This is a genomic window from Stappia sp. (genome assembly GCF_040110915.1).
Taxonomy (GTDB): domain Bacteria; phylum Pseudomonadota; class Alphaproteobacteria; order Rhizobiales; family Stappiaceae; genus Stappia.
The window spans coordinates 1,532,857-1,546,895 of sequence record NZ_CP157793.1; the positions used below are offsets into that span (position 1 = coordinate 1,532,857).

The window sequence follows — 14,039 nt, forward strand, 5'->3', positions numbered from 1 at the left end:
CTACACGCCGTAGAAGTCGCGATACCAGTCGACAAAGGCCTTCACGCCGTCCTCGACGCGGGTTTGCGGGCGAAATCCCGTGGATTCGATGAGGTCGTCCACATCCGCCCAGGTGGCCAGCACGTCGCCGGGCTGGAGCGGCATCATCTTGCGCTTCGCTGGAATGCCGCAGGCCTTTTCGATGGCGTCGACATAGGCGAGCAATTCCACCGGCTCGCTGTTGCCGATGTTGTAGATCCGATAGGGCGCCGCGCTCGTCGCCGGATCGGGAGCCCGGCCGTTCCAGTCCGGATTTGCGGTCGCAGGCCGGTCGGCGATGCGCACGATGCCCTCGACGATGTCGTCGATATAGGTGAAGTCGCGTAGCATCTTGCCGTGATTATAGATCTCCACCGGCTCGCCGGCGAGGATCGCGCGGGTGAACTTGAACAGCGCCATGTCGGGCCGCGCCCAGGGGCCGTAGACGGTGAAAAACCGCAGGCCCGTCAGCGGAATCTGGAAGAGATGGGCGTAGCTGTGCGCCATCGCCTCGTTGGCCTTCTTCGTCGCCGCGTAGAGGGAGACCGGATGGTTCGATCCGCGATGCGGCGAGAGCGGCATGTCCTCGTCCAGCCCGTAGACCGAGGAGGTCGAGGCATAGACCAGGTGATCCACCGTATGATGGCGGGCCGCTTCCAGAATGGTCAGAAAGCCGGTGACGTTGGCATCCACATAGGCCTGGGGCTCGTCGAGCGAATAGCGCACGCCCGGCTGCGCGGCCAGATGAATGATGCGCTGCGGCGCGTGGGTCCCCATCAGCGCGAAGACCGCCGCGCGATCCTCCAGCCGGATGCGCGCCTCGGTGAAGTGGTTGTTCCGCCGAAGCCGCGCGACACGGGCTTCCTTGAGCGCCGGGTCGTAATAGGGGCTGACGCAATCGAGCCCGACGACATGCCAGCCGTCGGCCAGCAGGCGCTGGCACACGTGGTAGCCGATGAAGCCGGCCGACCCGGTGACGAGGATAGTGTTCATGAACGAGTCCGCTTGATGCGTCGCGCGAGGGGCGGCCGCCCCGGGGCGAGGCGGGGGCGTTACAGCTTCAGGATATCGCCGAGCAGCGGGCGCAGCTCGCCGGCAAGCTCCTCGTTCTCCAGCGCGAAGGCGATATTCGCCGCCAGAAACCCGGATTTCGAGCCGCAATCGTAGGTCTCGCCGTCGAACCGCAGGCCGGTGAAGCGCTGGCGCGCCATCAAGGCGAGCATCGCGTCGGTCAACTGGATCTCGCCGCCGGCGCCGACCTCCTGGTTCTCCAGCAGCGTGAAAATCTCCGGCTGCAGGATGTAGCGACCGTTGATGAAGAGGTTGCTCGGTGCCGTGCCGGGCGCGGGTTTTTCCACCATGCCGGTGATCGAGAAGGTCGCGGCCTGCGGATCGCCGTCGACCTCCACGATCCCGTAATTGTGCGTCTGGTCCTCGGGCACGGCCTCGACGGAGACCACGTTGCCGCCCGTCTCCTCGTAGACCGACACCATCTGCGACAGGCACCCGGGATCGGACTTCATCACCATGTCCGGCAGGAGCACGGCGAAGGGCTCGTTGCCCACCAGATCGCGCGCGCACCAGATGGCGTGGCCGAGGCCGAGCGGCTCCTGCTGACGGGTGAAGCTGGTGCTGCCGGGGCTCGGACGGATCGCGTCGAGAAGATCGAGGGCGCCCTGCTTCTTGCGGGCACGCAGCGTGTCCTCGAGTTCGTAGGCGATGTCGAAATGATCCTCGATGACGTGCTTGTTGCGCCCGGTGACGAACACGATGTGCTCGATGCCGGCCGCACGCGCCTCATCGACGACATACTGGATGATCGGACGGTCGACGACGGTCAGCATCTCCTTGGGCACGGCCTTGGTGGCGGGCAGAAAGCGTGTGCCGAGACCCGCGACAGGGAGGACGGCCTTGCGAATTTTCCGCTGTGTCATTCAGGAGACTTCCGTTGTCTGAAACGCGATGGCGATTGTTCTGAAAACGCGATGACGCCGACCCGAAACGGGCGACGCGCCTGTCATCTCTGTCTAGCCCGGATTTTCGGGCAATCCAAGGCCGCCGGGCCAGGGGAGGGCGTGCCTGCCCGCCATCGCTTGCGCGGCGGCGCCGCGAGCACTACACACGGACCCGAGAGACCTCCGCCATCGCATTGGATCGAGCGCCTGACCATGACCGCCACCTGCAATTCCGACGTCCGCGTGCGCGATGTCACCTTTTCGCAGACCCAGCCGTTCTCGCTGATCGCGGGGCCGTGCCAGATGGAAAGCCGCGACCACGTCCTGGAGTGCGCGGCGGCCGTGAAGGAGATCGCGGACGCGCTCGACATCGGCGTGGTGTTCAAGGCCTCCTTCGACAAGGCCAACCGCACCTCGCTCGACGCAAGCCGCGGTGTGGGGATGGCCGACGCCCTGCCGGTGTTCGCCGAGATCCGCGAGCGCTTCGACATGCCGGTGCTGACCGACATTCATTCCGCCGATCAATGCGCACCCGTCGCCGAAGCGGTAGACGTGCTGCAGATCCCGGCGTTCCTGTGCCGGCAGACCGACCTTCTGGTCGCCGCCGCGAAGACCGGCGCGGTGATCAACGTCAAGAAGGGGCAGTTCCTCGCGCCCTGGGACATGAAGAACGTGCTCACCAAGATCGTCCAGTCGGGCAATCCCAATGTGATCCTGACCGAGCGCGGCGCCTCCTTCGGCTACAACACGCTGGTGTCGGACATGCGCGCGCTGCCGATCATGGCGGCGACCGGCGCGCCGGTGGTCTTCGACGCGACCCATTCCGTGCAGCAGCCCGGTGGGCGCGGCGGCTCCTCGGGCGGGGAGCGCAACATGGTCTCCGTGCTGGCGCGCGCGGCCGTGGCCGTGGGGCTGGCCGGGGTCTTCATCGAAACGCACCCGGATCCCGATAATACGATTTCGTCGGACGGGCCGAATATGATCCCGCTCAAGGACTTGCCGAAACTTCTTCAGGAACTGCGTGAGTTCGATCACGTCGCCAAGGCGCATCCCGTCGCGCTTTGATCCGCGCGGCGCGGGACCGAACAGCGGACTTTGCCGGGCGGCGCGGGGAGACAGCGACCGCGCGCTCTTCCCCTGAAGCCCCGCGTCGGCTAGAAGCGCGCCCATACCGTTTCGCCGACGCATACCCCGCGTCGACGCCGCGCCCGTGCCCTTCGTCCCCAAGCGGCACGCCCTCTCCGGGCCGGCACCTTCAGAAGGAGACAGGAATGACCGCCATTGTGGACATCATCGGCCGCGAGATCCTCGACAGCCGCGGCAATCCGACCGTCGAGGTCGACGTGCATCTGGAAGACGGCTCCTTCGGCCGCGCGGCCGTGCCGTCGGGCGCCTCGACCGGCGCCCACGAGGCGGTGGAACTGCGCGACGGCGGCGCGCGCTATCTCGGCAAGGGCGTCGAGAAGGCCGTCGAGGCCGTCAACGGCGAGATCTTCGATGCGATCGGCGGGCTCGACGCGGAAGACCAGCTCAAGATCGACGAGGCGATGATCGCGCTCGACGGCACGGCCAACAAGGCACGCCTCGGCGCCAACGCGATCCTCGGCGTGTCGCTCGCCACCGCCAAGGCGGCTGCGCAGTCCTCCGGCCTGTCGCTCTACCGCTATGTCGGCGGCGCCGGCGCGCGCGTGCTGCCCGTGCCGATGATGAACATCATCAACGGCGGCGCGCATGCCGACAATCCGATCGACGTTCAGGAATTCATGATCATGCCGGTCGGCGCGAGCTCGCTCGCCGAGGCCGTGCGCATGGGCGCGGAAGTCTTCCACACCCTGAAGAAGGCCCTGAAGGACGCCGGCCACAACACCAACGTCGGCGACGAGGGCGGCTTCGCCCCCAACATCGGCTCCACCAACGAGGCCATCGGCTTCGTGATGAAGGCGATCGAGGCGGCCGGCTACACGCCGGGCGACGACATCTGCCTGGCGCTCGATGCCGCCTCGACGGAGTTCTACAAGGACGGCAAGTATCACCTGGCCGGCGAGGGCAAGACGCTCGGTCCGGATGAAATGGCCGCCTATCTCGCCGATTTCGTCGCCCGCTATCCGATCATCTCCATCGAGGACGGCATGGCGGAAGACGACTGGGCCGGATGGAAGGCGCTCACCGAGGCGGTCGGCGACCGCTGCCAGCTCGTCGGCGACGATCTCTTCGTCACCAACTCCGCGCGCCTGCGCGAGGGCATCGCCAAGGGCGTGGCCAACTCGATCCTCGTCAAGGTGAACCAGATCGGCTCGCTCACGGAAACGCTCGACGCGGTGGAGACCGCGCACAAGGCGGCCTACACGGCGGTCATGTCGCACCGCTCGGGCGAGACCGAGGACGCCACCATCGCCGATCTCGCCGTCGCCACCAACTGCGGGCAGATCAAGACCGGCTCGCTGGCGCGCTCGGACCGGCTCGCCAAATACAACCAGCTCATCCGCATCGAGCAGGAACTCGGCCCCCAGGCGCGCTACGCCGGCCGCTCGATCCTGCGCGGCTGAGGTCGCCGGACGCTCACGAACACCGAAAGGGCCGCCGGAGCGATCCGGCGACCCTCAGACTGCTGACAAAGCCTCGAAAGGTCGTCATCCCGGACGCAGGCGGAGCCGGGGATCCGGGGTCGGGGAGGCAGGGAGCAGGCGTGGGAAACTCTCCGAAATCGCCAGGCTCTCGGCTCGCCGATACCGGGTCGCGCTGACGCTTGCCCGGTATGACGCCCCTGCATGACGTGAAGCGTATTCCTACCCGTTGGGATCAAGCTCAGGGCCGTCGGAGCGATCCGACGGCCTTTTTGCGGAGTGTGTCGTGCGGGCGGGTTTACCCCGCACCATCCCCGGGCCGCGTCTCATGCGCGTGTTTGATCGCGGCGGCGAGCGTCTCGGGCTTTTCCGCGCCCATCACCATGAAGCGCTCGTCGATGATGAAGCAGGGGACGCCGGTGACGCCGATGGCCTGCGCCCGGTCGAGATCCTTCTGGATCTTCTCCATGTCGGAATCGGTCGGCAACAGCTCCGCGACCAGATCCGACATCATGCCGACGTCCTCGGCCGCCTGAACCAGCACGGCCCGGTCGGTCAGATCGGCGCCTTCCACGAAGTAGAGCCGGAACAGGCGTTCGGCCATTTCCGTCTGGGCGTCCTCGGCGCGCGACCACAGGATCAGCCGGTGGCAGTCGAGCGTGTTGGGCGATTTCCGGATCTTGTCGAAGGCGAAGGGAATACCCTCCTGCCGGCCGGCCTCGCGCACGGGCTCATAGACCGCCTCGGCCCGCTCGGCGCCGCCGAATTTCTCCGAAAGATAGGTCTGCCGGTCCTTGCCCTCGCGCGGCAGGGTGGGATCGAGCTGGAAGGGAAGCCAGCGCAGGGCGACCGGGATCTCGGGCACGCTGGCGAGCGCCTTTTCCAGCCGGCGCTTGCCGATGTAGCACCACGGGCACATCACGTCGGAGACGATGTCGATGTGCATGGGCTCGCTGTCCTGCATGCTGGCCATCCTTGTCGTTGTCCTGCCCTTGTCCCACGTGTCGCGCGTGGTCCTGCGGAAAGTGCGGGGCGGTCGCGCGCGCCATATAGGGGCGCATGTAGCCCGCCGGACGCGCCAAGTGCAAGCCGGCCCGGCAACCGGACTTTCCGCATCCGGCCGGACCGTCCACATCCGGCCGGTGCGGATCGAGAAGCGTCAGCCGAAGCTCGTCGCGCCGACGATCCCCGCAATCCGCCGGGACAGGCGGTCCGCCGCAGCCTGCCCGCGCAGGACGGCGATGTCGCCCAGCCCCTCGACGGTAGCAATAAAATCCTCCTCGCGCGATGCCGCGAGGGCGGCGGAACGCACCGGGTCGCCGATGGCGGCCGTCAGATCGGGATCGTTGGCGACATGCGCGGCCATCGGTCCGGGATGAAAGGAGGCGAGGGGGCGCTGGACGGGGCTTTGCCCGCGCGCGGCGAGAACACCGGTCAGCGCGGCCAGATAGGCGTCGAACCTGTCGCGGGGGACGGCCGTTTCGCCGCTGAGATGCGCGGCGCGATCGCGCGCCAGCACGTGCCGTGTCAGCTTGCGCCGGGCGCCGGCGAGAAGCAGCGGGCGCAGACGCGCGGCCAGCGCCTCCGGCTCCAGCCCCGCGATCGCGACATCGGACGCGCCGGCCAGCCACAGTCTCTCCGCCGACGCGACGGTTGTGGCGATGGCAAGGACCGGCAGGGTCGCGTGGCGCGGGTCGCGGCGGATTTGCGCCAGAACATCCTCGATGCGGGAGACGGGCGCATCGAGCACCGCCCCGACGATCCCGCCGCGGTCGAGTTCCGCCAGCGCCGTGTCCGCCGTCAGCGCGCCGACAAGATCGATTCCGCGTCCCTGTGCCCGGAGCGCGCCGGCCACGCGGTCGCTCAGCCCGACCACCAACAGACGGTCGCACGATGCGCCGGGGTCTTCGCCCTGTCGCCCCGTCCGCGCCCCCCTTCCGCCCAGGCAGCGTCGGCGCAACCGCGCCTCCTCCAGCCGCACCGCCTCACGCACCACGTCGCGAAGACGTTCGGCCAGCCGCTCCGCCGGGCATTCGGGTGCAAGATATGCAACGGGGCGCAAGCGCCCTGATGCCTCGTTCGGCAGCGGGCCCGCGATCAGGAGCGGTATGTCCAGCCCCTTTTTGCGCGCCCGGCTAAGTATTTTCGATAGCCGGTTCAAGGAATGTGTTTCACCACCCCAGATCGCCACGTCCGGATGGCGGTCTTCCTCACGCGAAACGCTGTCTGCCGTTTCCAGATCGAGACGACCCGAAGGACCCCAGACGGTGTCGAGTGCCTCGTGCAGCGCCGGCCAGGCGCAGGGACCGTCGGGCGCTCCCCCGACGGCGCAAAAGCCGGGAAGGATCGCGCTGCCGGTCTCGGTTTTCGCCGTATCGTCACCCATCGCCGATCAGGCGACCGCCGCCTGGCCCCGGTCGACGCGCGCGACGAGCGCGGCGCGGTCGACGGTGCCGTTTTCCCGGCGCGGCAGGGCGGAAAGCGAGAGGACCCGATGCGGGATTTCGGCCAGGCCGGCGCATTCCGCGTCGAGATAGGCGAAGAAGCCCTCCACATCGAGCATCAGGCCGCGCTGCGGCACGAGCGCGGCGTAGAGCCTCGCGCCGAGAATGCCGTCCTCGACCAGAAAGGCGGCGGCCTCCTTCAGACCCGGAAAGGCGCCGAAGAGCGCGTCGAGCGAGGGAAGGGCCGGAAGGCCGGCCGCAGTCGTGCCCGGTTGCCCGAAACCCGCGAGCCCGCCGTCGCAATGGCGCACCGGGATGAGCGTGTCGACATAGCCGGCCTTGTCGGTCGGCACCCGCACCTTGCAGGCCGGCCAGGCCGAATCGGCGACCATGGGCCCGCGCACCTTCAGCGTGTTGGGCTGCGCCTCCGTGTCGAGCGCGAGGTCGACGAGCGCCGGTCCGCTTTGCGCCTGCGACGGGGAGGCCACGCGGCCAAGCGGCAGGGGACGCGGCAGGGCGCTGCCCGCGCGCGACCGGGCGATCATCGCGAATTCGTCGGCGATGTGGATGTCGGTCACCGTCCGCGCGCTTTGATGCGGCGCGGCGGCGGGCGCATGGGCGCTCCAGACGGGCACGAGCTGGCACCCCTCGTGCTCCATCCGCCGGTCGAGCGCGGGCATCACCGTGCCGGGCACCAGCACCATGTCGGCCTCGACCGCGTCGGCGTGGGCCGCGAGCTGGCGCAGGGAGCGCGGCTGGTGCAGGTGCAGCGTTCCGCCGCTCAGCAACCACGGCACGACGCCCGCGCCGATCCCGGCCATTGCGGTGAGCGCATAGGGCACGACGATGCGCGGCGCCTGCGGCAGGCCGAGCTCCAGATAGGGCATCAGGCCGGCGGCGATCCAGTGGTTGTGGCTGCGCGCGATGGGCAGCGGTTCGCCGCTCGTGCTGTGGGTCCAGGTGAGGGAGGCGACGTGATCGGCCGCATTGGGGTCGCGCCGGGCGGGCGGCGGCGCCATGTCGGCGGGCGCCTCGCGCAGCACCTCGTCGATCTCGATCAGCCCGTCGGCCACCTCGGGTCCGAGGCCGAAGACGAAGCGCAGCGAGAACATCTCGGCCGCCGTGTCGCGCGCCTCGTGTCCGATGTTGCGCCCGCCGAAACTCTCGCCGGCGATGAGCGCCCGCGCGCCGGCGCGCGACATGGCCTCCAGCACGTTCTTCTGCCGCCAGTGCAGCGGCAGCGGCGCGACCACCAGACCGGCGCGCAGCACCGCGAGAAAGGCGAGCACCGCATCGACCGTGTTGGGGCTTTGCAGTCCGACGACGCTGTCCTGGGCGAGACCGACGGCGGAGAAGAAGCCGGCAAGGCGGGAGATCTCGGCGTCCGCCTCGGCATAGGTCAGGCTGCGCGGGGCGCCTGACATGAGGTCCGCGCGGTCTGGCGCATCGACCAGCGCGACGCGGTCGGGATGCGCGGCCGCCGTCTTGCGAAACAGGGCATCCAGCGTGACACGGCCCCAGATGCCGCTTTGCTGATGCGTTTCAATCGTCTTGATCGGGGTCAGGATCATTGTCCGTTCTCCGCATTGGCCTCGCCCGCGGACCACCACGCCTCGAACCGCGGGCCGAAGATCGGATGCGCCTGCGGGCGGGCGATGTCGGTCCATCTGGCGACCCATTTTTCGGGCAGATGGAACAGCGGCACCACATAGGCACCGGAAATGAGCGTGCGGTCGAAGGCGCGCACGGCCGCGACGAAGGCCTCGCGGTCGCGCGCGGCCAGCATGGCGTCGATCATCGCGTCGACGGCCGGCTCGGCCACGCCGGCGTAATTGAAGGAGCCATCCTGGTCGGCGGCCGCGCTGCCCCAGCGGTAGCGCTGCTCGTTGCCCGGCGACAGCGAGACGGGCCAGGTGTTGACCACCATGTCGAAATCGAAGGTCTGACGCCGGCGCTGATACTGCGCGCCGTCGACCGAGCGCACGGCGGCCTCGATGCCGACGGCGGCGAGCGCGCGGCGATAGGCGAGCGCCAGCCGCTCCTGATCCTTGGTCGCGACCACGATCTCGAAGGACAGCGGCGCGCCGTCGGGTCCCTGCATCGTGCGCCCGTCGATGCGATAGCCGGCCTCGGAAAGCGCCTTGACCGCCGCGCGCAGCACCGTGCGGTCGCGGCCCGATCCGTCGGCCTGCGTCGGGCGCCAGCTGCCGTCCAGAACGTCGGCGGGAATGTCCTCGATCCACGGCGCGAGCAGGGCGCGTTCCACGTCGTCCGCGGGGCGGCCCAACGACGACAGCTCGGAATTGTCGAAATAGCCGCCGGTGCGGGCGTAGAGCCCGTGATAGAGCGTGCGATTCACCCAGGTGAAATCGAACAGCATGGCGAGCGCCCGACGCACGCGGACATCGGAGAAAACCGCCCGGCGGGTGTTGAACACGAAGCCGTGCATGCCGGCGGGCGTGCCGAGCGCGAAGGTGTCCTTGACGACGTCGCCAGCCGTGACGGCGGGAAAGTCCATCCCCGTGACCCAGCGCGCGGGATCGGCGACGGGGAGGATCGACACCAGCCCCTTCTTGAAGGCCTCCTGCAGCGTGTTCTCGTCGCGGAAATATTCGACGCGCACTTCGTCGAAATTGTAGAGCCCGCGGCGGATCGGCAGATCCTTCGCCCAATAGTCGGGATTGCGGCGATAGGTGATCCGCGCGCCGGGCTCGACCTCGTCGATGACATAGGGGCCGGACCCCACCGGCGGGGTGAGGGTGCTCTTGTCGAAGGTCTCGGGGTCGATCGTGTGCTTGGCGAAGATCGGCGAAAGCCCGAGCAACAGCGGCAGTTCCCGGTCGCTGCCGTCCTCCAGCACGAAGCGGACCGAGCGGTCGCCGGTCTTTTCCATGGCGGCGATCCGGGCATAGCGCGCGCGGAAATGCGGCCGTCCCTTGTCGCGCAGGATCTCGAAGGAAAAGATCACGTCCTCGACCGTGACCGGCGCCCCGTCGGAAAAGCGCGCGGCCGGATTGAGCGTGAACTCGATCCAGTCGCGCTCGGGCGGCATGCGCACGCTTTCCGCCAGCAGCCCGTAAAGCGAGAAGGGCTCGTCCATGTTGCGCTCGAGCAGGCTTTCGATCACCAGCGCGCCGAAGCGCGCGTCGCGGATGCCGCGCGCCGTCGTGGTGCCGCCCTGCACGATGAACTGATTCAGGCTGTCGAAGGTGCCCTGCACGCCATAGGTGATGCGCCCGCCCTTGGGCGCGTCCGGATCGACGTAGGGCAGATGGGAGAAATCCTCGGGCAGCGCGGGGGCGCCATGCATCGCGATCCCATGCGCCGGCGGCACCTCGTCCGCCGCGCCCGCGTGAGCCGGGGCGAATGCGGCGAGCGCGAGCATCGCGACGCCGAGCATCCTGCGCACCTTGAAGAGAATCATCGTGACCTGCCTTGCCTTCATGGCTCCAGTGTTAGCGTGCAATCACTTTGGTATGGTTAACAAGGCGTCAAAATCCGGGTCCCCGGCACCCGGTCCGGACCGCGCGCACCGTGCCGAAGGCGATGCAAAACGCGCGCAATCGAGCGCCGGGGCCCTGTTGCCGATGGAAATCGGCGCGACTTGGCTGTAAAGATGCCCCGCGTAACCGAGAGGCCAATGTCTCGCCGTATTCGTTGCGCACACGAACGGGGACGTTGGCACCATATGGATTTGCGGTGCGCCCGCGGCGCCGTCATGCTGCACGCGCCGGATCGACACCAGGGACGTAGGGACGCTTTTATGGCAGAGAGTTTCAAGAACCGCGTGCTGGCCATCTCGGCCGCCGCCGCGATGAGCATCGCCGCCGCGACGGGCGCGAGCGCGCAGACCGTCGAGCCGTCGGCGGACACGCCGTGGGTCAAGATCTGCAACACCGATCCCCAGTCGAACAAGGAAATCTGTATCGTCACGCAGGAACTGCGCACCGATACGGGTCAGTTCCTGGCATCGGTCGCGGTGCGCGAGACGGTGGGCGAGGCGCGCAAGACGCTGCTGCTCGCCGTGCCGCCGGGCATGCTGATTCAGCCGGGCCTGCGCGTGCAGGTCGACGGCGGCAAGCAGAGCGAGGCCAAGTACTCGATCTGCTTCCCCAACGCCTGCTACTCGGAGCTGGTGATCGACGAAGGCTTCGTCAACAGCATGAAGGCGGGGGCCAACCTGGTTCTCACGACGCTCAACCAGCAGGCCAAGCAGGTGCCGTTTCAGCTCACGCTCACCGGCTTCACCAAGGTCTATGACGGCGATCCGATCGACGCGGCCGCCCTCCAGCAGCGCCAGCAGCAGCTGCAGTCGGAACTGCAGAAGCGCGCCGAGGAAGCCCGCCAGAAGCTCATCGAGCGCCAGAAGGAAGTCACCGGCTCCAACTGACGCCGGCGCGTCCTAGGCTCAACACGGAAACGAAACGGCCGCCGGACAGACCAGTCCGGCGGCCGTTTTGCGTGTGTCCTGTCGGGCCCGGGCGTCAGTGCAGGTCGACGTCGCGCGGCAGATAGGAGCCGTCGTCCTGCTGTTCGAAGATCTCGTCGACCTGGGGATGGCGCACCGGCTCGCCGGTGTCGTCGGGCACGAGGTTCTGTTCCGAGACGTAGGCCACGTACTCGGTTTCCTCGTTCTCCGCGAGCAGGTGATAGAAGGGCTGATCCTTCCTTGGACGCACGTCCTCGGGGATCGCCTCCCACCACTCCTCGGTGTTGGAAAAGGTCGGGTCCACATCGAAAATGATCCCCCGAAAGGGATATACCCGATGCCGCACGACCTGGCCGATCATGAATTTTGCGGTTCGCATCGTCTGCATCATCTGTTCGTCCTTGCCCCTGCGCATACGCGTTCGCCGCAAGCTTGACAAGCCGTCTCGATCGCGCGCGCGAGACAGGACGGCGCGCGGAGGGGCTCCGCGCGCCGGTCTTCTCACCCTGTCTTGAGCCGATGCCCGGATCTTTCGCCCGGCCGGATCAGAGCCCGTAGGCGGCCGCGAGATCCGGGTCCTTGGCCGCGACCAGATGGGCGAGGTCGACGATAACCTTCGCCTGTTTCCAGGTCGCGTCGTCCTGCATCTTGCCGTCGATCATCACGGCCCCCGTGCCGTCCGGCATGGCGTCGAGGATCTTCTTGGCGAAGACGACCTCCGACGGCTCCGGGCTGAAGACCCGCTTGGCGATGTCGATCTGGCTCGGATGCAGCGACCAGGCGCCGACGCAGCCCATCAGGAAGGCGTTGCGGAACTGCGCCTCGCAGGCGGCGGCATCGGAGAAATCGCCGAAGGGGCCGTAGAAGGCCTTGATCCCGGCCGCCATGCAGGCGTCCACCATCTTGGCGACCGTGTAGTGCCACAGGTCCTGCTGGAACGCGGTGCGCGCCGCGCCGTCCCCGGTTGCATCGGAGATCACCGTGTAATCCGGGTGCCCGCCGCCCACGCGGGTGGTCTTCATGCCGCGCGAGGCGGCGAGATCGGCCGGGCCGAGGCTCATGCCGTGCATGCGCGGGGAGGCGGTGGCGATCGCCTCGACGTTCTTCACGCCTTCCGCCGTCTCGAGAATCGCATGCACGAGGATGGGCTTCGTTACCCCGGCCTTGGCCTCGAGCTGGGCGAGCAGCTGGTCGATGTAATGAATGTCCCAGGGCCCCTCGACCTTGGGCAGCATCACGACGTCGAGCTTGTCGCCGACCTCGGTCACGATCTCGGTCAGATCGTCGAGCACCCAGGGGCTGTTGAGGCAGTTGATCCGCGTCCACAGGCCGGTGGTGCCGAAGTCGTTGTCGCGGGCCATCTGGATGAACCCGCGCCGCGCCTCGGTCTTCTGGTCGGCGGGGATAGCGTCCTCGAGATTGCCGAGCACCACGTCGACCTTGGAAATCAGATCCGGCACCTTGGCGCGCATCTTCTCCACATGCGGCGGAACGAAATGGATCATGCGCTCAAGCTGCACCGGCAGCTCGCGCAAGGGGGTCGGCGCGCCGATGGCCAACGGCTGATAGAAAGCCCGCGGTGTCTTCAAGATATCCTCCCGATCGCAAATTCCGGACGCCGGCCGGGCCGGCCGGTCGATGAAACGGCGCGCAGACTAGCGCCATTTTGCTGCACTGCATATAGACCGCACGTGGCGCGCGCCCGCGCTTTCAACTCCACTTGCGCATGATCCACATCCATTGCGCCGGATATTCGCGGATCCAGGTCTCGAACAGCGCGTGATAGGCGCGCGTTGCGGCCTCCGCGTCGGCCTGGCGGTCGCCGGTGCGTTCGAACGCCACGACCCGCGCCTCGATGCGGAAGCGGTTTCCCGGCAGCCGCACGACGCGGCTGGCGATCAGCGGCACGTCGGCGGCGATCGCGATCATCGCGGGGTAAAGCCCCGCCGAGGCGGGACGGCCGAAGAAGGGCACCATCACGCCGCGCCGGTCGCGCAGATCGGCCAGCATTGCGGTGCGCGCGCCACCACGCGCCAGCGTCAGCAGGCGCCGCGCCGTCTGATGCCCCTTGGCCAGCAGCCCGCCGGGATAGAGGCGGGCGCGCAGGTCGTGGACGAGCCGGTCGGCGGCCGGGTTCTTCAGCGCCTGATAGACGCCCACCGGCTCCCATCCGGCCGCGATCCCGCCGAGCGCCGTCACTTCCCAGTTGCCGGTGTGCAGCCCGACCACCACCGCGCCGCCGTCGCCCACGGCGGCACGCACATCGTCGACGTCGTAGTCGAAGCGTTCGGGACGGGCGACGAGACGGTCGAGCTGGAGCGTTTCGGCGGCGATGCGGCCGAGGTTCTCCCACATGTCGCGCACCAGCGCCTCGCGCGCACCCCGGTCCATGTCGGGAAAGGCCCGCGCGACATTGTCGAGCGCGCGCGCTTGGCGGCGGGTGAGGGGGGCGATCCAGCGCCACAGCTTGCCCATCGCAGCCGACGCCGTGTCGGGCGGAAGCAGCCGCAGCAGTGCCACGCCGCCTTTCAGCAGCGCCGCCTCGATCCGATGTTGCAATGTCGTGTCGCCCGTCACGCGCCGTGCCATCCTGCCGCCGCCGGCCAGCCCGCCCGAACCGCGCGACCCG

General features: G+C 68.2%; 12 protein-coding genes. 3 read left to right on the forward strand and 9 right to left on the reverse strand.

Going from position 1 to position 14,039, the window contains the following annotated elements; all coding sequences use genetic code 11:
• On the reverse strand, window positions 1-1,011 hold the full coding sequence (locus ABL312_RS06660; RefSeq protein WP_349360598.1) for an NAD-dependent epimerase: 1,011 nt from the start codon (window positions 1,009-1,011) through the stop codon (window positions 1-3).
• Between the two features lie 59 nt (window positions 1,012-1,070).
• Window positions 1,071-1,952, reverse strand: coding sequence for a UTP--glucose-1-phosphate uridylyltransferase GalU (gene galU, locus ABL312_RS06665; RefSeq protein ID WP_349360599.1), 882 nt, complete (start codon window positions 1,950-1,952; stop codon window positions 1,071-1,073).
• 234 nt (window positions 1,953-2,186) lie between these two features.
• Between galU and kdsA the strand changes: the two genes are divergently transcribed.
• Together kdsA and eno are read left to right on the forward strand one after the other, a co-directional pair.
• The gene (kdsA, locus tag ABL312_RS06670; protein ID WP_349360600.1) at window positions 2,187-3,038 is read left to right on the forward strand and encodes a 3-deoxy-8-phosphooctulonate synthase; all 852 of its coding nucleotides are present in this window, start codon (window positions 2,187-2,189) and stop codon (window positions 3,036-3,038) included.
• A 206-nt stretch (window positions 3,039-3,244) separates the two neighbouring features.
• The gene (eno, locus tag ABL312_RS06675) at window positions 3,245-4,519 is read left to right on the forward strand and encodes a phosphopyruvate hydratase (protein ID WP_349360602.1); all 1,275 of its coding nucleotides are present in this window, start codon (window positions 3,245-3,247) and stop codon (window positions 4,517-4,519) included.
• A gap of 316 nt (window positions 4,520-4,835) precedes the next feature.
• Here the strand turns inward: eno and ABL312_RS06680 are convergent, their stop codons facing one another.
• The 4 genes from ABL312_RS06680 to ABL312_RS06695 form a co-directional block, all read right to left on the reverse strand.
• Entirely contained in the window at window positions 4,836-5,510 is a 675-nt protein-coding gene (locus ABL312_RS06680) for a DsbA family oxidoreductase (RefSeq protein WP_374730184.1), read from the reverse strand.
• A 186-nt stretch (window positions 5,511-5,696) separates the two neighbouring features.
• On the reverse strand, window positions 5,697-6,923 hold the full coding sequence (locus ABL312_RS06685; protein WP_349360603.1) for a hypothetical protein: 1,227 nt from the start codon (window positions 6,921-6,923) through the stop codon (window positions 5,697-5,699).
• Between the two features lie 6 nt (window positions 6,924-6,929).
• Window positions 6,930-8,552, reverse strand: coding sequence for a class I adenylate-forming enzyme family protein (locus ABL312_RS06690; RefSeq protein WP_349360604.1), 1,623 nt, complete (start codon window positions 8,550-8,552; stop codon window positions 6,930-6,932).
• Window positions 8,549-10,405, reverse strand: coding sequence for an extracellular solute-binding protein (locus tag ABL312_RS06695; protein WP_349360605.1), 1,857 nt, complete (start codon window positions 10,403-10,405; stop codon window positions 8,549-8,551). Before ABL312_RS06695 ends, ABL312_RS06690 begins: the two co-directional genes overlap by 4 nt.
• A gap of 339 nt (window positions 10,406-10,744) precedes the next feature.
• On the opposite strand from ABL312_RS06695, the gene ABL312_RS06700 reads away from it, so the two are divergent.
• Window positions 10,745-11,371 carry an invasion associated locus B family protein gene (locus ABL312_RS06700; RefSeq protein WP_349360606.1) on the forward strand — a complete coding sequence of 209 codons (627 nt, stop codon included), beginning with the start codon at window positions 10,745-10,747 and terminating at the stop codon, window positions 11,369-11,371.
• A 94-nt stretch (window positions 11,372-11,465) separates the two neighbouring features.
• Here the strand turns inward: ABL312_RS06700 and hspQ are convergent, their stop codons facing one another.
• The 3 genes from hspQ to ABL312_RS06715 all read right to left on the reverse strand — a co-directional run bounded on the left by hspQ (window position 11,466) and on the right by ABL312_RS06715 (window position 13,987).
• Entirely contained in the window at window positions 11,466-11,801 is a 336-nt protein-coding gene (gene hspQ, locus ABL312_RS06705; protein ID WP_349360607.1) for a heat shock protein HspQ, read from the reverse strand.
• Between the two features lie 154 nt (window positions 11,802-11,955).
• The gene (locus ABL312_RS06710; protein WP_349360608.1) at window positions 11,956-12,999 is read right to left on the reverse strand and encodes a CoA ester lyase; all 1,044 of its coding nucleotides are present in this window, start codon (window positions 12,997-12,999) and stop codon (window positions 11,956-11,958) included.
• Between the two features lie 121 nt (window positions 13,000-13,120).
• Complete coding sequence (locus ABL312_RS06715; protein ID WP_349360609.1) at window positions 13,121-13,987, reverse strand: lauroyl acyltransferase; 867 nt, start codon at window positions 13,985-13,987, stop codon at window positions 13,121-13,123.
• Between the last annotated feature and the right edge of the window lie 52 nt (window positions 13,988-14,039).

Coding starts and splice junctions, on each gene's coding strand:
- ABL312_RS06660 (WP_349360598.1), bottom strand. CDS start 1,011: ATGAACACTATCCTCGTCACCGGGTCGGCCGGCTTCATCGGCTACCAC.
- galU (WP_349360599.1), bottom strand. CDS start 1,952: ATGACACAGCGGAAAATTCGCAAGGCCGTCCTCCCTGTCGCGGGTCTC.
- kdsA (WP_349360600.1), top strand. CDS start 2,187: ATGACCGCCACCTGCAATTCCGACGTCCGCGTGCGCGATGTCACCTTT.
- eno (WP_349360602.1), top strand. CDS start 3,245: ATGACCGCCATTGTGGACATCATCGGCCGCGAGATCCTCGACAGCCGC.
- ABL312_RS06680 (WP_374730184.1), bottom strand. CDS start 5,510: ATGGCCAGCATGCAGGACAGCGAGCCCATGCACATCGACATCGTCTCC.
- ABL312_RS06685 (WP_349360603.1), bottom strand. CDS start 6,923: ATGGGTGACGATACGGCGAAAACCGAGACCGGCAGCGCGATCCTTCCC.
- ABL312_RS06690 (WP_349360604.1), bottom strand. CDS start 8,552: ATGATCCTGACCCCGATCAAGACGATTGAAACGCATCAGCAAAGCGGC.
- ABL312_RS06695 (WP_349360605.1), bottom strand. CDS start 10,405: ATGATTCTCTTCAAGGTGCGCAGGATGCTCGGCGTCGCGATGCTCGCG.
- ABL312_RS06700 (WP_349360606.1), top strand. CDS start 10,745: ATGGCAGAGAGTTTCAAGAACCGCGTGCTGGCCATCTCGGCCGCCGCC.
- hspQ (WP_349360607.1), bottom strand. CDS start 11,801: ATGATGCAGACGATGCGAACCGCAAAATTCATGATCGGCCAGGTCGTG.